Below are 23900 nucleotides of genomic sequence, written 5' to 3' on the forward strand. Positions count from 1 at the left end.
GGAGTACAACAAACGACTGCTCGTTGCGACGACCACGTGAACCCGTCTCGAGTTTTCACTCACCTGCGGCGAAGCCGCTCTAGAGGTGCGGCAGCACCTTGTCCAGGGTGATCGGCAGGTCGCGGACTCGGACGCCGGTGGCGTTGTAGACCGCATTGCCGATGGCCGCCGAGGATCCGACCGCACCGATCTCACCGATTCCCTTGCCGCCCATCGGCGCGAGTTCGGTGTCGACCTCCTCGACCCACACGGCCTCGAGATCGGTGACGTCCGCACACGCCGGGATGTGGTACTCGGCGAGATCGTGATTGGCGAACCCGCCGAACTCGTGATCGGTGATGCCGTTCTCCATCAGCGCCATGCCGAGTCCGAACGTCATGCCGCCGATGAGCTGAGACCTCGCCAGCCGAGGATTCATCACCGCGCCGATGCCGAAGACTCCGAGCATCCTGCGGACCCGCACCTCACCGGTGTCGATGTCGACCGCGACCTCGGCGAACTGGGCACCGAAAGCCATGCGCGCCAGCTCCTTCTGCCCCTCGACGTCGTCGGTGGTGTCGGCCTCGGCGGAGTTGCCCGGCTCGTACGAACCCTGAGACTTCAACGAGTGGCAGACCTTGGTGACGGCCCAGCCCCACGACGAGGTGCCCGAGGATCCACCGGCTCCCGGAGCGGTCGGCAGAGCGCTGTCGCCGAGTTCGACGGTCACGCTATCTGCATCGACCTCGAGCGCGTCTGCGGCGATCTGTCGCAGCACGGTGCGCGCGCCGGTACCGATGTCCGACGCGGCGACGGACACCGTGATCGTGCCGTCCGACTCCACTCGCGCCGACGCGGTACTCGGCGAGATCAGCACTGGGTAGCTGGCCGTCGCGACTCCCATGCCGACGAGGGTGTTGCCTTCTCTACGCTGTCCGGGCGTGGGATCGCGGCGGTCCCAGCCGAACTTCTCCGCACCCTCGCGAAGGCACTGCACCACACTGCGTGAGCTGAACGGGTTACCACTGGCGGGATCGACGTCCGGCTCGTTGCGAACGCGCAGTTCGATCGGATCGACGCCGGTGACCGCGGCCAATTCGTCGATGGCCGTCTCGACGGCGAACATGCCGGGTGCCTCGCCGGGTGCCCGCATCCACCGCGGCGTTCCGACGTCCAGCTTCGCGAGACGGTGGGTGGTGCGACGGTTGGGGGCCGCGTAGATGTGCCGAGTCGATTCCGCCGTCTGCTCACAGAACTCGAAGATCGTGCTGGTCTGCTGGAACGAATCGTGTGCGATCGCCTGCAGCGCACCGGTCGAATCAGCGCCCAGACGAACGTGATTGAGCGTCGGAGTGCGGTACCCGACGACATCGAACAACGCCTCCCTCGGCAGCACCAATTTCACGGTGCGGCCGGTGGCTCGCGCGGCCATCGCAGCGAGGATCGCATTGGGCCGAGTACTTCCCTTGGCTCCGAATCCGCCGCCGACGTTCTCCGCGACGACGCGAACGTTCTCGGGCTCGAGGTCGAACGCCGTGGCGAGATCGCCCTGCACACCCGACGGTGCCTGCGTCGAATCCCACAGCGTCAGAACGCCGTCGGCCCACTGCGCTGTGGTGGCATGCGGCTCCATCGGACTGTTGTGCATCGGCGCGGTGGAATACCAGTTGTCGACGACATGCTCGGCAGTCTTCAGCGCTGCATCGGGATCCCCGATCGTCACGTCGGTCGGAAAGCCGGCGTTGACGGACTCGGGTGCGTAGAGCGAGCCGTGCTCGACCGTCAAAGTGTTGTCGGGTGAGCGGACATCGGTGTACTGCACCCGCACTCGGGCTGCGGCGGCGCGGGCGTCCTGAAGAGTATCTGCCACGACGACGGCCACGATCTGACCGCGGTACGCGACGGTGTTCGATTGCAGGACATGCAGTTCGGCGTCCTCGACCTCACCCAGCTTCTCCGCGTTGCCGTGCCAGACGACCGCATGCACCGTGGGGTCGTCGTCCAGTTCGACTCGTTCGACCGTGCCCGCAGGAACTGTCGCGGGCACGTACCAGGCGTACAGCTGCCCGACGGCCGGCGGTTGCTCGGCGGCGTACCGAGCCCGGCCGGTGACCTTCGCGATCGATTCGGTGCGCTGAATCGGTTGTCCGATCGATGCAGTCATGACCGGTCTCCCGACACTGTGAGTTCCGCCAAGGTGCGGGTGACGAGGTTGGTCACCAGTGGGATCTTGAACGCGTTGTCGCGCAACGGTTCCGCCGCGTCGAGTTCCAACGCGATGGCCCGCCGGAACGACGCCTCCTCGGCGGCCGCGCCGAGCAGCGTGTGCTCGGCCGTACGAGCCCGCCACGGCTTGTGCGCCACACCGCCCAGCGCGATCGACACCCCGCGCACGATTCCGTCCTCGACATCGAGAGTGGCGGCGACCGAGGCGACCGCGAATGCGTAGGACTGCCGGTCTCGCACCTTGCGGTAGGTGGAGACGGTGCCGTCCGCCGGTGCCGGTATCTCGATGGCCGTGACGAGTTCGTCCCGCGCGACCGTGTTGTCGCGCTCGGGCGCGTCGCCGGGGAGCCGATAGAAGTCGTCGATCGCGAGGGTGCGCTCTCCGTCGACTCCGCGCACGACCACACGCGCGTCGAGAGCGGACAGCGCAACCGCCATGTCGGAGGGATGCGTTGCCACGCAGGCCTCCGAGGCCCCGAGGATGGCAAGGTTGCGGTGCTCACCGGTCCGGGCCGGGCAGCCCGACCCGGGTTCGCGCTTGTTGCACGGCTTCGATGCATCCATGAAGTACACGCACCGAGTGCGCTGGAACAGGTTCCCGCCGGTGGTGGCCATGTTCCGCAATTGACCCGAGGCACCGGCCAGCACCGCCCGCGAGAGCACCGGATAACGCTGACGCACCACCGGGTGCACCGCGAGATCACTGTTGCTCACGCCGGAACCGACACGAAGCGAGCCGTCGTCCGATACATCGATGTCGTGCAACGGAAGTCGCGTCACGTCGATCAGCGTCGTCGGACCCACGACTCCGAGTTTCATCAGGTCCACGAGGTTGGTTCCCCCGCCGAGCAGCATCGCGTTCTCGTTCTCGGCGAGGCGGGCCACGGCGTCGTCGACGGCGGTGGCTGCGTCGTACTCGAAGGTCTTCACGACGCGTCCCGTACGGCCGACACGATATTGCAGTAGGCACCGCAACGACAGAGGTTGCCGCTCATACGTTCTCGTATTTCGTCGGGATCGAGTTCGACGTCGGCACCCTCGATGTCCTCGGTGACCGCGCTGGGCCATCCCTGCTTGGCCTCTTCGATCACCGCGACCGCCGAACAAATCTGCCCGGACGTGCAGTACCCGCACTGGAACGCGTCGCGATCGACGAAGGCCTGCTGCACGGGGTGCAGGGTGTCGCCATCGGCCAACCCCTCGACCGTGGTGATCTCACGATCCTGCTGCGCCACTGCGAACGTCAGGCAGCTGTTGATCCGCCGTCCGTCCACCAGCACCGTGCAGGCCCCGCACTGCCCGTGGTCACACCCCTTCTTGGCACCGATCAGGTCCAGGTTCTCGCGGAGAGCGTCGAGCAGGGTGGTTCGGGTATCGCAGTCGAAAGCGCGGTCGGTCCCGTTGACACGGAGAGTGACGTTGGTCATGCACGGGCGGATACCCGCGGCCTCGGCCACCAAACGCTCGCGCTTGGGTCGTGCGCGGAAACTCGTAGCGGGCTACGAAGTGCCGTGCACGTGCGCTAGCGCCGCCCCTTGTACTTTCCGCCGCCGCTACGTCCGGGAGGACCGGAATCGGGTTGCAGTTGAATCAGTACGCCACTGATGCGGGTGCGGCGCAACGCCTCGACGGTCTCGTCGGCGAGGTCGGCCGGCAATTCCACCAACGAATGATCGGGCCGAATGCTGATATGGCCGAAGTCGCTTCGACGCAGACCGCCCTCGTTGGCGATGGCACCGACGATCGCTCCCGGGGCGACGTGATGCCGCTTGCCGACGCTGATGCGGTACGTCGCCATCTCCTGGCCGGTCTTGCGATGATGCGAGCTGGCCGCGTCCTCGTCGAACGTGCGCGGTGGCCGGGGTTCGCGCGGTGCCCGTGGCGGGGCAGGCGGCTCTGGCTTGAGCAGGAACGCTTCGCCGTCGCGGGACTGAATGGCCAGAGCTGCCGCGATGTCGACCAGGGGCACGTCGTGCTCGCGCTCGTAGTCCTCGATGAGCCGGCGGAACAGCGCCAGATTCTCGTTGCCGAGGCTCTCGGTGATGGAGTCCTTGAACTTCGTCACGCGCTGCGCGTTGACGTCGTCGACGCTCGGCAGCTGCATCTCGGTGATCGGCTGACGCGTCGCACGCTCGATGGCCTTGAGCAGGTGCCGCTCGCGCGGCGCGACGAACAGCAGGGCCTGCCCGGCGCGGCCGGCTCGGCCGGTACGACCGATGCGGTGCACGTAGGACTCGGTGTCGTGCGGGATGTCGTAGTTGATGACGTGCGAGATGCGGTCGACGTCGAGACCGCGGGCCGCGACGTCGGTGGCCACCAGGATGTCGATCTGACCGTTCTTCAGTTGACCGATGGTGCGCTCACGCTGGGCCTGCACGATGTCGCCGTTGATCGCCGCGGCCGAGAAGCCCCGTGCGCGCAGCTTCTCGGCGAGCTCCTCGGTGGCCTGCTTGGTACGGACGAACATGATCATCGCCTCGAACTCTTCGACCTCGAAGATTCGAGTGAGCGCCTCGAGCTTGCGCTGATGTGCCACCTGGACGTAGCGCTGAGTGATGTTCGGTGCCGTCGACGTCTTGGTCTTGACGGTGATCTCCACCGGATCGTGCAGGTACTGCTTGGAGATCTTGCGAATCGCGGCAGGCATCGTGGCCGAGAACAACGCCACCTGCTTGTACTCCGGGGTTTCGGAGAGGATGCGCTCGACGTCCTCCTGGAAGCCCATCTTGAGCATCTCGTCGGCCTCGTCGAGCACCAGGTACTCGAGCCCGGACAGGTCGAGGGTGCCCTTCTCGAGATGGTCGATGACGCGGCCGGGAGTACCGACGATGATCTGCGCACCCTTGCGCAGACCGGACAGCTGGATGCCGTACGCCTGACCGCCGTAGATCGGCAGGATGTGCAGACCGGGAATGTGGGTGGCGTACTTGCCGAACGCCTCGGCGACCTGGAGCGCCAGCTCGCGGGTCGGGGCCAGCACCAGAGCCTGCGGCACCCGACGCGAGACGTCGAGACGCGAGAGGATCGGCACCGCGAACGCGGCGGTCTTGCCGGTTCCGGTCTGCGCGAGTCCGACGACGTCGTTGCCTGCCATCAGCGGCGGAATGGTGGCCGCCTGAATGGGCGACGGGCTCTCGTAGCCGACATCGCGGAGGGCCTTCAGGACCCGCTCGTCGATCCCGAGGTCGGCGAAGGTGATGTCGTCGCCCGCTGGAACGGCGGACTCCTGCGGGGGCGAATTCGTCTCGTCGGACGTCACGGCGGCATCCTGTTCAGTTTCTGAAGTGCTCATATGTCGCACGAGTTTAGTACCTGCTCGGGCCCCGCGAACCCTTCTACGCTGATCAGGTGACGAAAACGGTCACGACGGCCTGCGGTGCGAGCGGCCTCACACCGACGACCCCACACCCGAACGCGACTGCGGACGGTTAAGTTGTACCCCGAGTCACACTCAACTCCCCCGGACTCGCGGCAAAGTCGACAAACCGGACACCCCGGATGGTGCGCCACGGCCTCGAATGTGATGAAATGCACAACTACCACGCTATTTTTCCGTAAGGGGTCCAGCAGTGCGCGAATATTCTGTGCCGGCGTCGTTCACCATTCCTGACGACGCATCCATGGCCGACACCGTCTACAGGTACGAGAAGGAATCGCCCAACTTCGTACCCTTCCAACGTCTGGTGAACGGCAACTGGACCGATGTCACCGCAGCTCGCTTCGCGACCGAGGTCGCGGCAGCAGCCAAGGGACTGATCGCCTCCGGTATCGAACTCGGCGACCGTGTCGCGATCCTCAGCGCGACGCGCTACGAGTGGGTCGTCCTCGACTACGCCATCTGGTCCGCAGGTGGCTGCACCGTCGCGATCTACGAGACCTCCTCCGCCGACCAGGCGCAGTGGATTCTCGAGGACTCCGCCACCAAGTTGCTAGTCGTCGAGACCGCAGCGCACGCCTCGAACCTCAAAGAGGTCACCGAGGGTGCCAAGGATCTGCGTGAGGTTCTGCAGATCGACGCCGGAGCCATCGACGAGCTGACCACCCGCGGAGCCTCTGTCAGCGACGAGGAACTGCATGCACGACGCCATCAGGTCAGCGCCGCATCGCCCGCGACCCTGATCTACACCTCGGGCACCACCGGACGGCCCAAGGGCGTTCAGCTCACGCACGCCAACTTCTACGCCGAGGTGCAGGCCACCCAGATCGCGCTGCACGACTCGATGAAGGAGGGCAACCGCACGCTGATGTTCCTCCCGATGGCGCACGTGTTCGCCCGCGCCGTCTCGTTCGGCTCGTTCGAGTCCAAGGTCACCGTCGGACACACCTCGGACGTGACGACGCTGGTGGATCAGTTCGCCGTGTTCAAGCCGGACTTCATCCTGTCGGTGCCGCGTGTGTTCGAGAAGGTCTACAACTCCGCCAAGCAGAAGGCACACGACGGCGGCAAGGGTTCCATCTTCGACAAGGCCGCCGCGACGGCCATCGAGTGGAGCGAGGCCCAGGAGAAGGGCGGAGCCGGGCTGGTTCTGAACCTCAAGCACACGGTGTTCGACAAGCTCGTGTACTCCAAGCTGCGCGCCGCACTCGGCGGCAACTGCACCCGCGCGGTGTCCGGTGGTGGACCTCTCGGTGCCCGCCTCGGCCACTTCTTCCGCGGTGCGGGCGTCCCGGTCTACGAGGGCTACGGCCTGACCGAGACCAGCGCGGCCATCACCGTCAACACCACCAAGGAACAGCGCGTCGGTACCGTGGGCAAGCCCATCGACGGCCACTCGGTGAAGGTCGCCGAGGACGGCGAACTGCTGCTCAAGGGACCGGTCGTGTTCAGCGGCTACTGGCACAACGAGAAGGCCACGTCCGAGGCCATCGTCGACGGCTGGTTCCACACCGGCGACCTCGGTGCCATCGACCAGGAAGGCTACGTCTCGATCACCGGCCGCAAGAAGGAGATCATCGTGACCGCGGGTGGCAAGAACGTCGCCCCCGCAGTGCTCGAGGACGCCCTCCGCGCGAACGCGATCATCAGCCAGTGCCTCGTCGTGGGCGACGCCAAGCCGTTCATCGGCGCGCTCATCACCCTCGACCCGGAAGCACTGCCGGGCTGGCTAGAGCGGCACAACCTGTCCGCGGACATTCCGTTCTCCGAATTGTCCAAGAATCCCGACATGGTCGCCGAGATCGACAAGGCCGTCGCCGAGGCCAACAAGAAGGTCTCGAGCCCGGAGCAGATCAAGAAGTACACGATCCTCGAGAACGACTTCACCGTCGAAACCGGTGAGCTCACCCCGACGATGAAGCTCAAGCGCAACATCATTCATGCCGAGCGCGGCAGCGACATCGAAGCCATCTACTCGTAGATCGACCACAAGAGAACGGGCCCGGCGCGATCCTCGCGCCGGGCCCGTTCTTTTTGTTTGTCAGGACATGTGGTCGTCGAGGAATTCCGCCACCACCGACGTCACCTGCAAGTGGATCTTCTCGTGCAGCAGGTCGTGGCCACCGTCCTCGAATTCGCGCAGGGACGCGTCGGGAACGCCGCCGATCCACTCGCGCACCGCATCGACCGGAGCCAGACGATCGTCCACGCCGTGCACGGCCAGCAGCGGAATCACGTTGTCGGCGAGATCGGTGACCGAGCCGGTCACCGACTTGGGCGTTCCGCACAGTACGGCGCACTGCACCGCTTCCGGATGCGCACCGAGGGCTGCGATGGCCGTCGCCGCCCCCAACGAATGCCCCATCAGTGCGAACGACAGCTCCGGGTGTTCGGCCTCGGCGATCTCGAGCAACTGCAGCGCGTTCTGCGCGAGTGCGGGAATCTGAGCGGCGTCCGTCAACTCACCCTCGGTGAGGCCGTGGCCCACGTGATCGACCGCCCACACATCGACTCCGCGTCCGTTGAGGACGCGAGCGAAACGGTGATAATGGCCGCTGTTCTGGCCGAGACCGTGCAGAAAAACGAGACCGAAACGAGCATCGGGGACAGTCCAGTTTCGGTAATGGACCGCGCCGGTGGCTCCGTCGAAAAAAGGCATTCGATCATTTTGCCTCCTCGCGACGGCATCCGCGCGCAACGTGACCGGTACCGCTCGCGGCGGTGACTAGGGTGGGCGCGTGTTCCTCATCGGCGATCGCGTCATCTACAGCGCCAGCGACCTCGCCGCGGCAGCGTCGTGCGAATTCGGACTGCTGCGCCGACTCGATGGCCTCACCGGTCTGATCCCGCGGGCCACCGCCGAGCCGGATCCGATGCTCGACCGCACCTCTGCACTCGGATTCGAGCACGAACGCCGTCAACTCGAGACATTCCAGCAGCGGTTTCCCGGCGGTGTCCTGACGATGGACCGACCGGGACGCACCGCGCAGGAAATGGCCGACGCGGCCTGGTCGACGTTCACTGCCCTGACCTCCCGCACACCCGTGGTCTATCAGGCCACGTTCTTCGACGGCCGATTTCTCGGGTTCTGCGACTTCCTGGTGGCCGAGGGCGATCGGTACGCCGTGTACGACACCAAGCTGTCGCGGCACGCGAAGGTGTCGGCACTGCTGCAGTTGGCGGCCTACGCGGACGCGCTGCGGTCCGGCGGCATCACCCCGAGCGACGAGGTGCACCTGATGCTCGGCGACGGCAGCGACTCTGCGCACTCGCTCGCCGAGATCCTGCCGGTCTACCGACAGTCCAGGGAACACCTGCAACACATCCTCGACGAGCACCACGCCGAGGGGACCGTCGTCGACTGGTTCGACTCGCGCTACTCCGGCTGCGGACAGTGCGAGGCCTGCACGGTCGAGGTGGAACAGCACCGCGACCTGGTTCTGGTCGCAGGCATGCGCGCGAGCACCAGGGACAGACTGCTCGACGCCGGCATCTCGACGGTCGACGAACTGGCTGCATCGACCGGAAGCGTGGACGGCATGTCGTCTCGCACGGTCACGAATCTGCGAGCTCAGGCCGCGCTGCAGGTTCGTCAGGAACACAGCGGCGACGCCGAGTTCGAGATCTTCGACGCCGACGCCCTCGGCGTGATCCCCGAGCCCGATCCGGGCGACATCTTCTTCGATTTCGAGGGCGACCCACTGTGGGCCGAGGCCGGCAGTACCGAGTGGGGACTCGAGTACCTGTTCGGTGTCTACACCGCCGACGGCGATTTCCTCCCGTTCTGGGCGCACGATCGCGCGCAGGAACGCCGCGCCCTGATCGACTTCCTCGACTACGTGACCACCCGTCGCGCCGCCTACCCGAACATGCACGTCTACCACTACGCGCCGTACGAGAAGACCGCGCTGCTGCGCCTCGCCGGACGCTACGGAGTGGGTGAGGACGCGGTCGACGACCTACTGCGGGACGACGTTCTGGTCGACCTCTACCCGATCGTGCGATCTGCGGTGCGCATCGGAGCCAGGTCCTACAGCATCAAGAAGCTCGAACCCCTGTACATGCCCGCGGCCCGCGACGGGGACGTCACCGATGCGGCCGCGTCGATCGTCGAATACGCGAACTGGTGCGATCTACGAGACCAGGGCAAGGACGCCGAGGCTGCTGCGCTCCTCGCCGATATCGCCGAGTACAACCGCACCGACTGCGAATCGACGCTGCGACTGCGGGATTGGTTACTGAGGCGCGCGTCGGATGCCGGTGTGCAGCCGCGGGCTCGGCAGCATCTCGAACTCGAAGACGGTGCGACGGACACCGCGAGCCCGCTGGAGCTCGAACTCGCCGACTACGCCGGTCTGCCGTGGGAGCGCACCTCGACGCAGCAGGCCGTCGCAATGTTCTCCGGTTCCATCGGCTACCACCGACGCGAGCGAAAGCCGTTCTGGTGGGCGCACTTCGATCGCCTCACCCACCCGCTCGACGAGTGGGCCGACGCAGCCGACGTGCTGAAGGTCGAGCGCGCCGAGCTGGTGCACGACTGGATGAAAACTGCACCGAAGCAACGGGTCCTGCGACGACAGATCAAGCTGTTGGGACACCTGAGCAGCGGAGTCCTGTCGAGCTCCAAGGTCAAGCTGCTCTACGAAAACCCGGCCCCGGAGGGATTACCGAAACAGCAGCCGACCCATCGCGCGACCACGACGGTCGAGATCGTGGAGGCGGGCTACGAGGGCACCCTCGACATGGTGGTGGTGCAGGAGAACCTGCGCAAAGGGGTGGACGAGTACCCCGACTTTCCCGTCGCCACCGCACCCGAGCCGCCCCCGGCCACCAAGTATCTGGAGCAGGCGATCGTTGCCGTCGCGGCCGAGGTCCACGCCGCGCTGCCGCACCTTCCGCGCACGGCCGTCGCCGATCTGCTGACGCTGTCGCCGCCCCGAACCCGTTCCGGCACCGGCCTTCCCGAGGTGCGCGCCGGTGACTACGCGACGGCCGTCACGGCGGCGCTGCTCGATCTGGACCGGTCCTACGTTGCCGTGCAGGGTCCGCCCGGGACCGGGAAGACGTACACCGCCGCCCGGGTCATCGCCGAGTTGGTCGGTGTCCATCACTGGAAGGTCGGGGTGGTGGGCCAGTCGCATCACGTGGTGAACAATCTGCTCGACACCATCGTGGCCGCAGGCGTCGACCCGGCTCGGGTGGGAAAGAAAGCCCCGACCGCCCACACCGTCCTGGACCCGACGGACTATTCCCGCTTCGTCACCGAGGCCGAGGACGGCTGCGTCATCGGCGGTACCGCCTGGGATTTCTCCAACCCTGGCCGCATCCCGCCCGAGTCTCTCGATCTGCTGGTCATCGACGAAGCCGGGCAGTTCTCGCTGGCCAACACCATCGCCGTCTCGGTGTCCGCACGCAATCTGCTGCTGCTCGGCGACCCGGCACAGTTGCCGCAGGTCAGCCAGGGCACCCACCCCGAACCCGTGGACGAGTCGGCTCTGGGTTGGATCACCCGCGGTCACCCGACCCTGCCCGCCGACCGCGGGTACTTCCTGGCCACGACGTGGCGGATGCATGCAGATCTGTGTGCGCCGGTGTCGGCACTGTCGTACGAGGGCAAGCTCGAGTCCAACCGTGCTGTGACACAGGCACGTTCACTGGAGTCGCTCGAACCCGGCCTGCACCTCGTCTACCTCGACCACCACGGCAACTCCACCGACTCGGGGGAGGAAGCCGACGAGATCGTCACTCACGTGCAGAATCTGCTGGGCCGACTGTGGAGCGACCCGCAATCCTTCGAGGGTGCGCGGCCGATGGACCAGGGCGACTTCCTGGTCGTCGCGGCCTACAACGCGCAGGTGGCCGTCATCGCCCTGCGACTCGCGGCAGCGGGACTCGACAAGGTCTCGGTGGGCACCGTCGACAAGTTCCAAGGACGACAGGCACCGGTGGTGTTGATCTCGATGGCCGCGTCGGCAATCGAAGACGTGCCACGGGGCATGGGATTCCTGTTGTCCCGCAACAGACTCAACGTCGCCGTCTCGCGTGGCCAGTGGGCCGCGATACTGGTCCGGTCGCGGGCACTGACCCGGTACCTGCCGTCGACCCCGGCCGGACTGGTCACCCTCGGCACTTTCATGAGCCTGTGCGAGAACGGAATTCAGCCGAACGCCATGCCCTCACCACGATAGGTGGGGACCGCCTCGACGGACCCGTCGGCGTGTACCAGATGCAGGGTGTCGAACCGCTCGCACAGCTCGCCGGCCTTGGCATGCCGGAACCAGACGCGATCACCGATCCTGATCTCGCCCGCTCCGCTCACCGGAGTCTGCACCTCGCCCGCACCTTCGTTGCGCAGCAACTTCAAACCGGACGTCACCACGCCCCTGGCCTTTCTCGACCACGCGATCGGCCGCGGGGACCTCGACGTCGACGCCGGGCCCGACGCGATGTAGCCGCCGCCGAACAGCGTCGCGATCTGTGGCGTCGGCTTGCGCACCGCGGGCAGCGCGAAGAACAGCGAGGGCTCGGCCGAGAACGCGCGATACCGATCGAAGAGCGTCGGCGCGAACAGACCCGATCCCGCGGTCACCTCGGTGACGACCGGATCGGCCGCCGAGAACTCGATCGACCCGGTACCGCCACTGTTGACGATCTCGATCCGGCCGACGGCCGCAGTCACGGCCTCGACCACCGCCGTTCTGCGCGTGGAGATCTCACGAGACGACAGCGACTTCATCCATTCCACCGCGAGATTGGCGTCGGGCACACCGGCGATCTGCGCCTCGTAGAACATCAGCCCGACCACCCGGAACCCCCGCGCCTGCGCCGCCCGCGCGAAGGCGGCGACCTGCTCGGGTTCACGCAGCGGCGAACGTCTGACACCGATGTGCAGCGGCCCGATCCGCAGCGAGGCATCGACGTCGAGAGAGATACGGGGCTTGAGAAGATCGCTGGCGGTGGCGTCGCGCACGATGTCCAGCTGTGCGACGTCGTCGACCATCAGCGTGATGCGCCCCGACAGAACACGATCGTTGACGACCTCGGCGAGGGCGGTGCGGTCGACCGTCGGGTACCCCATCAGGATGTCTTCCACGCCGTGGCGTGCCAACCAGATCGCCTCACGCAGGGAGTACGCCATGACCCCGCTCACGCCGTCGGCCGCGAGCACCCGCTCCAGTACCGCCCGGGACCGAACGGACTTGCTCGCGATCCTGATCGGCACTCCGTCCGCCCGTGCTCGCAGCGCCGCAGCATTGGCATCGAGGGCCGCCAGATCGACTGCAGCCAAGGGTGATTCGAACCCTTCGGTGGCAGCGGCGATACGGGACAGTGGTGTCGTGTCGGTGGTTGCGACACCGGCGATCGAACTCATGCGGCTCATTCCTTTGTCGTTGCCAGGTCCGAACAGTCAAACACTCCACAGCCGAGAAGTCCCGGCGAGCATTCAGCGGTCCTGAGCCTTGGCCGCTATCAGACCCGACAGGTCGTCGATCTGCGCCAGCACCTCGAGATCGTCGCCGTCGACCAACCACCGCAGCACCAGGCCGTCGAGGGTGGCCATCCCGAAACGCGCGATCGACGCCACCGGCTCCAGCCAGCGCGTCCCGGTGTGGGCGGAACACTTCTCGAAGAACAACCGGGCCTCGGAGTCCCGGATTCGGTACTGCCCACTGGCGATCTCGGCGGCCGTGGCCGATCCGAGCGCACGATGGCGCAGCAGATATGTCTTGATCTCGTACGCGAGCAACTGCCGACCCGGTGACTTCTCGATCAGCAACCACACCGCGCTCAGACCGCCGTGCACCAGCTCTCGCAGACCACGGACACCCGGAAGTTCGCGCGTGCCCACCGCGCTGTCCAACGCGGCATGCAGAATCTCGGTGACGTCGACGATGAGGTGCTCCCCCATCGCGATCACCAGATCCTGCTTGGTCTCGAAGTGGTACTGCACGATGCCCTTGGTGACGTCGGCGTGCTCCGAGAGAGCACGGACGGTCAGAGACTCGATGCCGACCCGCTCCGCCACATCGATCGCAGACTGCACCAGTTGTGCGCGCCGCACATCAGCGGGCAGCCTCGATTGCATCACCCGATCCTAGGGCGCGGACGAGTTCTGTGCCTCCGATTGACCCACGGGAGTGGAGCCTGCGGAATGACCTGGAGGTTGCAGCAGTGGAGCCTGCGGAATGACCCTGGGGTTTCGGGAGTGGAGCCTGTGGAACGACCCACGGTTCGAGCAGTGCGATAGTGATTCGATGATCGAGCGGTCGTGGCAGAACTGGGCGGGCAACCAGCATGCGTATCCGGTGCATCGAGCCGAGCCCTCGTCGGTGGACGAATTGCGGGCGGTTCTGCGGGATGCCGTCGAACGATCTCGGACGGTGCGGTGCGTCGGAGCAGGCCACTCCTTCACCCCGATCGCGGTCACCGACGGCGTTCAGATCAGCCTGGATTCGCTGCAGGGGATCGACTCGGTGGTGCACGAGGACGACGGCTCCGCCCGGGTGACGGTGCTCGCAGGCACTCGGCTGCGCGATCTGACCGCGCGGTTGTGGGACCTCGGCCTGGCCATGACCAACCTCGGCGACATCGACGAACAATCGGTTGCCGGAGCCATCTCCACGGGCACTCACGGAACCGGGGCCCGCTTCGGCGGCATCGCCACCCAGGTGCGCGCACTGGAGCTGATGACCTCGGACGGCCGGCTCGTGCAGTGCTCTCGCGAAGAGAACACGGAACTGTTCGACGCGGCCCGCGTCGGGCTCGGTGCGCTCGGCGTCATCACCCGAGTCACGCTCGAGTGCGTTCCGGCCTTCGCCCTCCGGGCCGTCGAGGAGCCGTCGACGCTGCGGGCGACGCTCGCCGATCTCGATGCGATCGTGGCAGGCGTCGACCATTTCGAGTTCTACTGGTTTCCGCACACCGACCGGGTGCTGACCAAACGCAACACCCGACTGCCCGGCGACGCTGCGCTGCGTCCGCTGGGAAAGGTGCGGTCGTATCTCGACGACGAATTGCTGTCCAACACGGCCTTCGAGGGCCTCAACCGCGTGGTGACGCGGGTGCCTGCCCTGATTCCGCGCCTCAACTCGGTCTCGGCCCGGGCGCTGTCGGCCCGTGAGTACACCGATCGTTCGTACCGGGTGTTCGCGTCGTCGCGGACCGTCAAGTTCGTCGAGATGGAATATGCCGTGCCTGCAGCCGAGATCGGCCGGGTGCTGCGCGAGGTGGATCGCTGGCTCGAGCGGTCTGCTGTGTCCATCGCGTTCCCCGTCGAAGTGCGGTTCGCCGCGGCCGACGACATCTGGCTCTCCACCGCGTACGGGCGCCCGACGGCCTATATCGCCGTGCACCAGTACCACCGACGCGATCACCGCGAGTACTTCGACGCCGTCGAGGCCATCTGCCGCAGCGTCGGCGGCCGACCGCACTGGGGCAAACTGCATTCCCTCGGCGGCGGCGAGCTGCGCGATACCTACGAACACTTCGACGACTTCCTGCGTGTTCGGGATGCGATGGACCCGATCAAGCTGTTCGGCAGCAGATACCTCGAACACCTACTGTCCTGAGTGGCCTACCGGTGTAGCGCTGCGCGCAATTTTTGCTCCACTCCTGCGACCGTCGAGTGGGTTTCCCCAGGTGAACGCGTCGAGTGGAGTGTCCTGTGCACGCAGCCACTCCTCGCACGCTTACATTGGAACGAGTGAGCACAGGAAAACGCGCGCTGTCCGGCATCGTCGCCGCCGGGGTGGTCCTCGGCGTCGGTGAATTGATCGCCGTCCCCATCGGACCCAACTCGTCACCGCTGACCGCAGTCGGCTCCTCGGCCGTCGACAACAGTCCGGCCCCGATCCGTGAATGGGCCATCGACACGTTCGGCACCTCCGACAAGCTCGCCCTGTTCATCGGCATGGCAGTGGTGATCGGAGCGATCGCCGCGGCGGCAGGCATCGCCCGCAAGCCGATCGGAGCCGTGGTGTTCGCTGCGCTGGGCGTCGTGGGCGTACTCGCGGCGGTGACCCGACCCGACGCAACGGCTCTCTACGCAGTCCCGACCATCGGCGGCGTCATCGTCGGCATCGTCGTGCTGCACGCCCTCATCGGTGCCGCCGCGCCTGCGACCGAAGGAATGAATCGACGCAGCTTCCTCACTCTCGCCGCCGGTGCCGCGGTGCTCGGCGTCGTCGCCGGAACAGCCGGACGGATGCTCACCTCCGCCCGCGCCGTCACCGCCGATCGACTCGGCTTCATGCTGCCCACACCGACGCCGCAACCCCCGATACCGGCCGGGGCTGACCTGCAGATCGACGGCCTCGCGTCGTACATCACCCCGAACGACGACTTCTACCGCATCGACACCGCGTTGGTCGTGCCCCGCGTGGCGTCCGAGGACTGGTCGCTGCGCATCCACGGCATGGTGGACCGCGAGATCGAGCTGACGTTCGCCGACCTCGCCGAGCGCCAGGCAGTGGAGAAGACGGTCACGTTGACCTGCGTGTCCAATATCGTCGGCGGCGACCTCGTGGGCAATGCGACGTGGATCGGCTACCCGCTCAAGGACATTCTCGAAGAAGCGGGCATCTCCCCCGACGCCGACATGGCCCTGTCGTCGAGCAGTGACGCCTTCACCGCGGGCACTCCCCTCGAAGTTCTGCTCGACGGCCGCGACGCCCTCCTGGCCGTCGGGATGAACGGTGCCCCGCTGCCCGTCGAGCACGGCTACCCGGCCCGGCTCGTCGTCCCCGGTCTGTACGGATACGTCTCGGCGACCAAGTGGGTCACCGACATCGAGATCACCCGCTTCGACCGCGCGACGGCATACTGGACCGACCGCGGTTGGGGCGAACGCGGACCGATCAAGACGGCCTCGCGGATCGACACCCCGCGATCGGGCAGTTCCGTGCCGGCCGGGCAGACGGTGATCGCAGGAGTGGCGTGGGACCAGCACACCGGGATCGACGGCGTGGAAGTGCAAGTGGACGAGGGCAACTGGGTGCCAGCCACGCTGTCGGAGGAGTACTCCAAGGACACGTGGCGGCAATGGACGGTCGAGCTCGACCTACCCTCGGGGCAGCATTCGATCCGCGCCCGCGCCACCAACTCCGCCGGAGAACCGCAGACCAACAGAACCGCGGACACCGTTCCCGACGGAGCGACAGGCTACCCCAGGATCTCGGTCACCGCCGACTGATCTGGACAGTCGCGAAACTCGCACGGATCGAATTCTCGGCCAACACGTTTCGCTCCTGCGCGGTCAGCCCCATACCTGCTTCGAGGGCAGCGAAATTGTCGTCGACGTAGCCGCCGAAGTAGGCGGGATCGTCCGAGTTGATCGACACCGACAGGCCCCGCTCGAGCATCTGCCGCAGCGGCAGCTGCTCTACATCGTCGATCACCTTGAGCCGGACGTTGGACAGCGGGCATACCGTGAGCGGAATCTGTTCTTCGACAAGACGATTCACCAGCGCCTCGTCTTCGAGGCACCGCACCCCGTGGTCGATGCGCTCGACCTTCAGCAGATCCAATGCCTGCCAGATGTAGTCGGGTGGACCTTCCTCACCGGCGTGGGCGACGACGTGCAGACCCTCGGCGCGGGCCTTGGCGAACACGTCGACGAACAGCGATGGCGGGTAGCCCACCTCTGCGGAATCGAGGCCGAGACCGATGATCGGGGCCTGCATGGCCAACAGATCGTCCAACAGCTGATTGGCATGCAGCACGGGCTTGTCCCGCAGGATCGACGCGATCAACCCACTGGAGACACCGAATTCGCGCTCGCTGGATGCGCAGGCGTCGGCCAAACCGTCGACGACGGCCTCGAGCGGGACACCACGCTCGGTGTGCGCCTGCGGATCGAAGAAGATCTCCGCGTGCGTCACCCCGGCCTGCGCGGTGCGGCGGAAGTAGGCCCGAGCGAGGTCGGCGAAATCCTCGGCAGTGCGCAGCACGGCCATGTTCGCGTAGTACAGATCCAGGAACGACTGCAGGTCGCTGAACTCGTACTTCGCCCGCAATTCATCGATGTCGTTGTACGGCAGTGACAATCCGTTGCGCTCGGCGAGATCGAATATCAGCGGAGGCTCGAGCGACCCTTCGATGTGCAGGTGCAGTTCGGCCAGCTGATCGGTACTCACTCACCCGATGCTACTTGCCCGTGTACGTAGCCTTCCCCGGGCCGACCTCGAGGAAGCTCTTCACCGCACCCCGCAGATCCTCGGTCTCGAACAGTGCACCCGAGACCTCCGAGGTGATCTCGTCCGCATGGGCCACGCCGCCCGAACGCCACGCTGCCACAATCTGTTTCGTTGCCGCATGCGCGACGGTGGGGCCGTCGGCCAGGCGATGCGTCAGAGCCAGCGCCGCGGCATCGACGTCGTCGTGAATCTGATTGACCACGCCCCACTCCTTCAGCGTCTGCGCGTCGTACAGATCACCGGTCATGACGAGCTCGCGAGCTCGACCCGAACCGGCCCGCTCGGCGAGGCGCTGCGGTCCACCCATCGACGGTGTCAGACCGACGACGGTCTCGACCAGACCGAACTTGGCCTTGGGACCGGCGAGAATGATGTCGCACGCCAGCGAGATCTCGAACGCCGCCGTGAGCGTCAAACCGTGCGCGGCGTAGATCACCGGGCAGGGCAGCGCCTCGAGCGGATGGGCGATCTGTGCGAACAATCCACGCCACAGATCGGCACCCTGCGCAGCGGACAGACCATCGAAGACGTGCACGTCGACGCCCGCAGAGTTCACCTTGCCCTCGGCGCGCAACAACACCGCCCGGGGAGGTCTCGCGACGAGATCGGCAACGTTCGCGGCAACCGCGTCGAACATGGCCTGATCGAACAGGTTGAGCGGACCGTGGTCGAAGGTCAGGACGGCGAGCTCGGCGCCTGCCGCGGTGGTCGATCGAACGAGCGAAGTGGGTGCGTCAGCCATGGTTCGCATAGTGCCACACCGGTCCGGGACGGTTGTTACCAACGAGTATTGTTCGCTGATAACTCACCGTTACCGAGAGGAACAGATAGATGAAGCGCAGCTTGTTCGAGGCCGATCACGAGGACTTCCGCGCGTCGGTACGCGAATTCGTCACCCGGACCATCACACCGGTCGAGGAAAAGCTCGTCGAGCAGCGATACATCGACCGCGAGATCTGGCTCGAAGCCGGACGCAACGGCTTCCTGGGACTGGAAGTACCGGAAGAATACGGCGGCAGCGGAGCCGAGGACTACCGATTCAACGCCGTCCTCGCCGAGGAACTCGCCCGCTCGAGCGCCGCGGTGGCGTCGTGCTTCGGTATCCACGTGGACATCGTCGCGCCCTACTTGGTCAAGCTCACCACCGAAGAGCAGAAGAAGCGCTGGCTGCCCGGCTTCTGCAGCGGCGAGATCCTCACGGCGATCGCGATGACCGAACCGTCCGGTGGCTCCGACTTGGCCGCGCTGAAGACCACTGCTGTCAAGGACGGAGACGACTTCATCATCAACGGTTCGAAGACCTTCATCACCAACGGCAACTCCGCAGACCTGGTCATCGTCGCCACCCGCACCACGCCGGAGAAGAAGGCCAAGGGCATCACGCTGTTCGCCGTCGAGAACGGCACCGAAGGGTTTTCCCGCGGCCGCAAGCTCGACAAGGTCGGTCAGCCCGAATCAGACACGGCCGAACTGTTCTTCGAGAACGTACGAGTCCCGAGCTCGAACATGATCGGCGAGTTCGACGGCGGCTTCATCCACATGATGCAGCTACTCCCCCAGGAACGAATCAGCTGCTCGGTGGCCAACCTCGGACACGTCCGTCCCATTCTCGAGGAGACGCTGCAGTACGCCAAGGACCGCAAGGCCTTCGGCCAGCAGATCGGCTCACTGCAATGGAACAAGTTTCTGCTCGCCGAGCTCGTCACCAAACTCGATGTGGCACAGGCGTACATCGACAATTGCATCGCCGCACACGGGATCGGTGAACTGACCGCCATCGACGCCGCGAAGGCGAAGTGGTGGAGCTCGCAGGTGCAGAACGAAATCCTCGACCACTGCGTCCAGCTACACGGCGGCTACGGATTCATGAACGAATACCGCGCCGCTCGGGCGTGGAAAGACGCTCGCGTGACGAAGATCTGGGCCGGATCGAACGAGATCATGAAGGAACTGATCGGACGCGATCTGGGGCTGTAGGTGAGTGCCTGCGGCAGTGGTGTGAACAAGTGCCCTGGAAGGCACCCAACCGCACCACTGCCGCAGGCACTTCGAAACAGACGAAGACCGGATACTCGGAATTTCTTCCATGTATCCGGCCTTGTCACCGAGTTTCTGGTGGAATTTACTTCGGAAAGGTCACTCCACCAGGAGAAGTCGGGTTACGAAGCTTGAATCAGATGGCGCGGACGCCGGTAGCCTGGGGGCCCTTCTGACCCTGGCCCACCTCGAACTCCACGCGCTGGCCCTCGTCGAGCGACTTGAAGCCGCTACCCTGAATCTCCGAGTAATGAACGAAAACGTCCGGTCCGCCACCATCCTGCTCGATGAAGCCGAAGCCCTTTTCGCCGTTGAACCACTTCACACTGCCCTGCGTCATTCTGTAAACCTTCTGTAAGCGAGCTAGATCTTCACGTCGAAGCTCTAATCTCAAAAGTGAGTCTGCCATCTATCGGCGCTGAGCGAAACACCGGGGGCGAAAAAGTTCGAAAGATTGCTTTTGGACGGTGAAACCGGAACGTCGCTCAGCGCCCCGGTGGCTAGGGTTTCAGACGTGGATCTCCCCTCTCACGATGCCGGCCCTTTCGATCCCCATCGACTCGACATCGTCCGTCTGGCCTGGTGCCGCCGATTGCAGATGGACGATCGGGCCCTCGACACCGACGCCGCGCGCGTCGAACATGTCGGTGCCACCGACGACGTCACCGTGCTGCGACTGGCCGAGACCACCGTGATCGTCGGACCGTCCTGGGCCGTTGATGCCTCTCGCGCGATCAGCGGCCCGGCGACCGCGGATCGAACCTTGATCTCCTCACTGCTCGGCTGCCGTTCGGCGCACTACGAAATCGGCACCCACACGCTGGCGTACGGCTCGGACATCGGCCACACCATCGACGTACACGACCCGCTGATCTCCCACGATGCGCAGCACGCACGCAACCTCGCCGCGCACTGCAGTGACGCCGACGTCGCCGAAGCGTTCGGCGAGCCGGTCTCGCGGAACTGGTTCACGCTGCTCGGCGACGACCGACCCGCCGACTCGGCACATTCCCTCGCATCGGCCGGCTACTCGGAGGAGCAGCTGATTCTGGCCGACATGCGCGTGCTGACCGACCCGAACCATCGCAGACGGGGCCACGCCCAGGTGGTCGGCAGGCTGGCCACCAACGACGCCATCGACGACGGCCTGATTCCGCAGTGGCGATCGCGACCCGAGAACGCCGTTGCTCGACGCCTCGCCGCGCGGCTGGGATATGTGGAAATCGGCGCGTGCCACACCGCAGTGCTCCGACTGTGACCCGGTTGAGCCGGCTCCGAACTGGGTAGCGTCGAGATGAGAGCGATCGATGTGAGGAGTTCGAGAGCATGGCCGACGATGCCGCATATGTGGAACCGGGCAAGGAATTCAAGCGCGACACCAACTACATCCCGACGCGGATCACCGCCGACGGCCGGGACGGGTATCCGGTGGAGCCGGGGCGGTACCGACTGATCGCCGCGCGCGCCTGCCCATGGGCCCATCGATCCATCATCGTCCGACGGCTACTCGGCCTCGAAGATGTTCTCTCGCTGGGCATTCCGGGTCCGACCCATGATCCTCGGAGTTGGAACTTCCAGGACGAGCCCGGCGGCGTCGACTCGGTACTGCAGATCCCTCGACTTCAGGACGCGTTCTTCGCCCGCTTCCCCGATTACGAGCGCGGCATCACCGTCCCCGCGATCGTCGACGTTCCCTCCGGCGAGGTCGTCACCAACGACTACCCGCAGATCACCCTCGATTTCTCGACCGAGTGGACGCAGTATCACCGCGACGGCGCACCCGATCTGTACCCGGAGGCCCTGCGCAGCGAGATCGACGAAGTGGCCCAGCTGGTGTTCGAGGACGTCAACAACGGCGTCTACCGCTGCGGATTCGCTGGATCGCAGGAGGCATACGACAAGGCTTACGACCGACTGTTCGCCCGCCTCGACTGGCTCGTCGAACGCCTCTCCACGCAGCGATACCTGGTCGGCGACCACATCACCGAGGCCGACGTGCGCCTGTTCACCACACTGGTGCGCTTCGATCCCGTCTACCACGGCCACTTCAAGTGCAACCGCAGCAAGCTCAGCGAGATCCCGGTGCTGTGGAACTACGCACGCGACCTGTTCCAGACCCCCGGATTCGGCGACACCGTCGACTTCGACCACATCAAGCGGCACTACTACGAGGTGCACACCGACATCAATCCGTCGGGCATCGTGCCGAACGGACCGGACCTGACCGGGTGGCTCGAACCCCACGGCCGCGAAGCCCTGGGAGGATCACCCTTCGGCGACGGCACCGCTCCCCCGCCGCCGAAGCCCGACGAGCTCGTTCCGCCCGATCACTGGGTGCGTTGACCCCCAGGATCGACCGGCAACCACACACGCGACCGAAAGAGACATCGATGGCAGGCAAGAAGGACGACGCACAGGTCGAGGTCTCGAACGGAGGCAAGCTCGAACGCGCGCTCGTCAACATCCTCGACAACGCCAGCCGCCTCCAGGGACCCGCCGTCGACAAATACGTCGCGCACGTGCGTCGAGCACACCCGTACGACACCCCGGCGCAGATCATCGAACGGCTGGAGAAGCGATTTCTGCTCGCCGTCACCGGCAGCGGCTCCGCGGTGGGCGGGGCGGCGGCGATCCCCGGCGTCGGGACAGTCGCCTCGATCGCGGCGGTGGGTGCCGAAACCGCGTTCTTCATCGAGTCCTCGGCATTGCTGACGCTGTCGGTCGCGGCCGTCCACGGCATTCCCGTCGAAAACCACCAGCAGCGACGCGCCCTGGTGCTTTCGGTCGCGCTGGGCGAATCGGGCATGCAGATCGTGCAGCGAACCGTCGGAAAGACCGCCAAGAACTGGGGACCGCTGATCACGTCTCGAATTCCCGGTGGATCGATGACCAGCATGAACAAGTCCCTGGTGAAGAAGTTCATCACCAAGTACCTCGCCAAACGCAGCGCGTTGTTGGTCGGCAAGTTGCTTCCCGCCGGAATCGGCGCGGCGATCGGCGGGGCGGGAAACCGCGCCGTCGGCAAGGGCGTCATCAAGAACGCCCGCGACGCGTTCGGTCCTCCGCCTGCCCGGTTCCCGGAGAACCGCATCATCGAGCCGGATGCCTGAATCGATGGGGCATCCGCGGAATCATCACGCGAGGACGGCGTTGAACCCGATATGACTTCCACACCTGAACTCGGCAAGTACGGCGTCTGGCGACTGCATTCGGCGTTCACCCCGGAACTGTCACGCGCGATCGAATCCTTCGGCTACGGCACGATCTGGCTCGGCGGCTCACCGCCTGCGGATCTGACCACCACCGAGGAGATCCTCGACGCCACCGAGACGGTCGTCGTCGCCACCGGCATCGTCAACATCTGGTCGGACGCCGCGGCCGACGTCGCCGCGTCGTATCACCGGTTGGAGAGCAAGCACCCGGGCCGTTTCGTGCTCGGGATCGGTGCAGGCCACCCGGAGGCGACGCAGGAATACACCAAGCCGTACGACGCCTTGGTGGCCTACCTCGACGCTCTCGACGAGGCCGGAGTTCCGGTGGAACGACGCGTCCTCGCAGCCCTCGGACCGAGGGTGCTCGCGCTGGCAGCCGACCGCACCGCGGGTGCGCATCCGTACCTGACCACCCCCGAGCACACCCGAGAAGCGCGAGAAGCATTGGGCCCGAGCAAGATTCTGGCACCCGAGCACAAGGTGGTCCTCGAGTCGGATCCGGAGAAGGCGCGCTCGATCGGCCGACCACCGGTCAACAACCCGTACCTACACCTGCGGAACTACACCAACAATCTGAACCGACTCGGCTACTCCGACGGGGAGATCGGCGACGGCGGCAGCGACCGACTGATCGACGCGTTGGTGGCGCACGGCACCGCCGACGCGATCGCAGCACGGTTGAACGAGCACCTCGACGCGGGTGCGTCGCACGTGACACTGCACTCGCTACCCGACCTGGCCGATCCGCTCGAGACGTACCGAGAGATCGCCGCCGCGCTGCGTCGCTGACCGAAGACGGCGCTCTCGAGGGCGATGTCGGGCGTACCCCGTAGCCTCGGGTACCGGTTGCCGCGAGCAGCCGGTACACGAGGTGAC

The 23900-nt window shown here is 65.8% G+C and carries 19 protein-coding genes; 9 read left to right on the top strand and 10 right to left on the bottom strand.

The features are described from left to right. Positions 1-79 precede the first annotated feature (79 nt). The 4 genes from QM590_RS20490 to QM590_RS20505 all read right to left on the bottom strand — a co-directional run bounded on the left by QM590_RS20490 (position 80) and on the right by QM590_RS20505 (position 5497). On the bottom strand, positions 80-2143 hold the full coding sequence (locus QM590_RS20490) for a xanthine dehydrogenase family protein molybdopterin-binding subunit (RefSeq protein ID WP_269596214.1): 2064 nt from the start codon (positions 2141-2143) through the stop codon (positions 80-82). Beyond that, on the bottom strand, positions 2140-3135 hold the full coding sequence (locus QM590_RS20495) for an FAD binding domain-containing protein (protein WP_269596213.1): 996 nt from the start codon (positions 3133-3135) through the stop codon (positions 2140-2142). The genes QM590_RS20490 and QM590_RS20495 overlap by 4 nt, the downstream gene beginning before the upstream one ends. Next, entirely contained in the window at positions 3132-3632 is a 501-nt protein-coding gene (locus QM590_RS20500) for a 2Fe-2S iron-sulfur cluster-binding protein (protein WP_068053261.1), read from the bottom strand. Before QM590_RS20500 ends, QM590_RS20495 begins: the two co-directional genes overlap by 4 nt. A gap of 95 nt (positions 3633-3727) precedes the next feature. Further along, entirely contained in the window at positions 3728-5497 is a 1770-nt protein-coding gene (locus QM590_RS20505) for a DEAD/DEAH box helicase (protein ID WP_269596212.1), read from the bottom strand. Positions 5498-5774: 277 nt separating this feature from the next. Between QM590_RS20505 and QM590_RS20510 the strand changes: the two genes are divergently transcribed. Then, the gene (locus tag QM590_RS20510) at positions 5775-7562 is read left to right on the top strand and encodes an AMP-dependent synthetase/ligase (protein WP_269596211.1); all 1788 of its coding nucleotides are present in this window, start codon (positions 5775-5777) and stop codon (positions 7560-7562) included. A gap of 60 nt (positions 7563-7622) precedes the next feature. On the opposite strand, the gene QM590_RS20515 is transcribed toward QM590_RS20510, so the two are convergent. Further along, a complete protein-coding gene (locus tag QM590_RS20515) occupies positions 7623-8240 on the bottom strand; it encodes an alpha/beta hydrolase (protein WP_068053245.1) in 618 nt (205 codons plus the stop codon). Positions 8241-8319: 79 nt separating this feature from the next. On the opposite strand from QM590_RS20515, the gene QM590_RS20520 reads away from it, so the two are divergent. After that, the gene (locus QM590_RS20520) at positions 8320-11769 is read left to right on the top strand and encodes a TM0106 family RecB-like putative nuclease (RefSeq protein WP_269596210.1); all 3450 of its coding nucleotides are present in this window, start codon (positions 8320-8322) and stop codon (positions 11767-11769) included. On the opposite strand, the gene QM590_RS20525 is transcribed toward QM590_RS20520, so the two are convergent. Both QM590_RS20525 and QM590_RS20530 read right to left on the bottom strand, forming a co-directional pair. After that, positions 11739-12953: an alanine racemase gene (locus QM590_RS20525; protein ID WP_269596209.1), complete on the bottom strand. Its 1215-nt coding sequence runs from the start codon at positions 12951-12953 to the stop codon at positions 11739-11741. The two genes, QM590_RS20520 and QM590_RS20525, sit on opposite strands and share 31 nt — an antisense overlap. Positions 12954-13025: 72 nt before the next feature. Then, positions 13026-13667 (bottom strand): TetR/AcrR family transcriptional regulator, encoded by a 642-nt coding sequence (locus QM590_RS20530; RefSeq protein WP_068053247.1) that lies wholly within the window; start codon positions 13665-13667, stop codon positions 13026-13028. Between the two features lie 169 nt (positions 13668-13836). Between QM590_RS20530 and QM590_RS20535 the strand changes: the two genes are divergently transcribed. Further along, the gene (locus QM590_RS20535; RefSeq protein WP_269596208.1) at positions 13837-15150 is read left to right on the top strand and encodes a D-arabinono-1,4-lactone oxidase; all 1314 of its coding nucleotides are present in this window, start codon (positions 13837-13839) and stop codon (positions 15148-15150) included. 134 nt (positions 15151-15284) lie between these two features. Next, the gene (locus QM590_RS20540; protein ID WP_269596207.1) at positions 15285-16772 is read left to right on the top strand and encodes a molybdopterin-dependent oxidoreductase; all 1488 of its coding nucleotides are present in this window, start codon (positions 15285-15287) and stop codon (positions 16770-16772) included. Here QM590_RS20540 and QM590_RS20545 read toward each other — a convergent pair. Beyond that, positions 16759-17715, bottom strand: coding sequence for an adenosine deaminase (locus tag QM590_RS20545; protein ID WP_269596206.1), 957 nt, complete (start codon positions 17713-17715; stop codon positions 16759-16761). The genes QM590_RS20540 and QM590_RS20545 overlap by 14 nt on opposite strands. 10 nt (positions 17716-17725) lie before the next feature. Next, positions 17726-18517, bottom strand: a complete 792-nt coding sequence (locus QM590_RS20550) for an enoyl-CoA hydratase/isomerase family protein (protein WP_068053232.1) — start codon at positions 18515-18517, stop codon at positions 17726-17728. A gap of 89 nt (positions 18518-18606) precedes the next feature. Between QM590_RS20550 and QM590_RS20555 the strand changes: the two genes are divergently transcribed. Continuing rightward, on the top strand, positions 18607-19752 hold the full coding sequence (locus QM590_RS20555) for an acyl-CoA dehydrogenase family protein (protein ID WP_032396497.1): 1146 nt from the start codon (positions 18607-18609) through the stop codon (positions 19750-19752). A 196-nt stretch (positions 19753-19948) separates the two neighbouring features. Here the strand turns inward: QM590_RS20555 and QM590_RS20560 are convergent, their stop codons facing one another. Beyond that, complete coding sequence (locus QM590_RS20560; RefSeq protein ID WP_008714360.1) at positions 19949-20152, bottom strand: cold-shock protein; 204 nt, start codon at positions 20150-20152, stop codon at positions 19949-19951. Positions 20153-20326: 174 nt separating this feature from the next. Here QM590_RS20560 and QM590_RS20565 point away from each other — a divergent pair, with 174 nt between their 5' ends. The 4 genes from QM590_RS20565 (at position 20327) to QM590_RS20580 (ending at position 23813) form a co-directional block, all read left to right on the top strand. Further along, positions 20327-21070, top strand: coding sequence for a GNAT family N-acetyltransferase (locus tag QM590_RS20565; RefSeq protein WP_269596205.1), 744 nt, complete (start codon positions 20327-20329; stop codon positions 21068-21070). Between the two features lie 68 nt (positions 21071-21138). Then, entirely contained in the window at positions 21139-22155 is a 1017-nt protein-coding gene (locus tag QM590_RS20570; RefSeq protein WP_269596204.1) for a glutathione S-transferase family protein, read from the top strand. Between the two features lie 47 nt (positions 22156-22202). Continuing rightward, positions 22203-22922 carry a hypothetical protein gene (locus QM590_RS20575; RefSeq protein WP_094668546.1) on the top strand — a complete coding sequence of 240 codons (720 nt, stop codon included), beginning with the start codon at positions 22203-22205 and terminating at the stop codon, positions 22920-22922. Positions 22923-22973: 51 nt separating this feature from the next. Continuing rightward, positions 22974-23813, top strand: a complete 840-nt coding sequence (locus tag QM590_RS20580) for an LLM class F420-dependent oxidoreductase (RefSeq protein ID WP_269596203.1) — start codon at positions 22974-22976, stop codon at positions 23811-23813. Positions 23814-23900 lie beyond the last annotated feature (87 nt).

Source organism: Rhodococcus sp. IEGM 1372 (assembly GCF_030056835.1).
Lineage (GTDB): Bacteria > Actinomycetota > Actinomycetes > Mycobacteriales > Mycobacteriaceae > Rhodococcoides.

Bases quoted from the DNA above. Each gene is read 5' to 3' on its own strand.
- QM590_RS20490 (WP_269596214.1), bottom strand. From the start codon at position 2,143: ATGACTGCATCGATCGGACAACCGATTCAGCGCACCGAATCGATCGCG.
- QM590_RS20500 (WP_068053261.1), bottom strand. From the start codon at position 3,632: ATGACCAACGTCACTCTCCGTGTCAACGGGACCGACCGCGCTTTCGAC.
- QM590_RS20505 (WP_269596212.1), bottom strand. From the start codon at position 5,497: ATGAGCACTTCAGAAACTGAACAGGATGCCGCCGTGACGTCCGACGAG.
- QM590_RS20515 (WP_068053245.1), bottom strand. From the start codon at position 8,240: ATGCCTTTTTTCGACGGAGCCACCGGCGCGGTCCATTACCGAAACTGG.
- QM590_RS20525 (WP_269596209.1), bottom strand. From the start codon at position 12,953: ATGAGTTCGATCGCCGGTGTCGCAACCACCGACACGACACCACTGTCC.
- QM590_RS20530 (WP_068053247.1), bottom strand. From the start codon at position 13,667: ATGCAATCGAGGCTGCCCGCTGATGTGCGGCGCGCACAACTGGTGCAG.
- QM590_RS20535 (WP_269596208.1), top strand. From the start codon at position 13,837: ATGATCGAGCGGTCGTGGCAGAACTGGGCGGGCAACCAGCATGCGTAT.
- QM590_RS20550 (WP_068053232.1), bottom strand. From the start codon at position 18,517: ATGGCTGACGCACCCACTTCGCTCGTTCGATCGACCACCGCGGCAGGC.
- QM590_RS20555 (WP_032396497.1), top strand. From the start codon at position 18,607: ATGAAGCGCAGCTTGTTCGAGGCCGATCACGAGGACTTCCGCGCGTCG.
- QM590_RS20560 (WP_008714360.1), bottom strand. From the start codon at position 20,152: ATGACGCAGGGCAGTGTGAAGTGGTTCAACGGCGAAAAGGGCTTCGGC.
- QM590_RS20570 (WP_269596204.1), top strand. From the start codon at position 21,139: ATGGCCGACGATGCCGCATATGTGGAACCGGGCAAGGAATTCAAGCGC.
- QM590_RS20575 (WP_094668546.1), top strand. From the start codon at position 22,203: ATGGCAGGCAAGAAGGACGACGCACAGGTCGAGGTCTCGAACGGAGGC.
- QM590_RS20580 (WP_269596203.1), top strand. From the start codon at position 22,974: ATGACTTCCACACCTGAACTCGGCAAGTACGGCGTCTGGCGACTGCAT.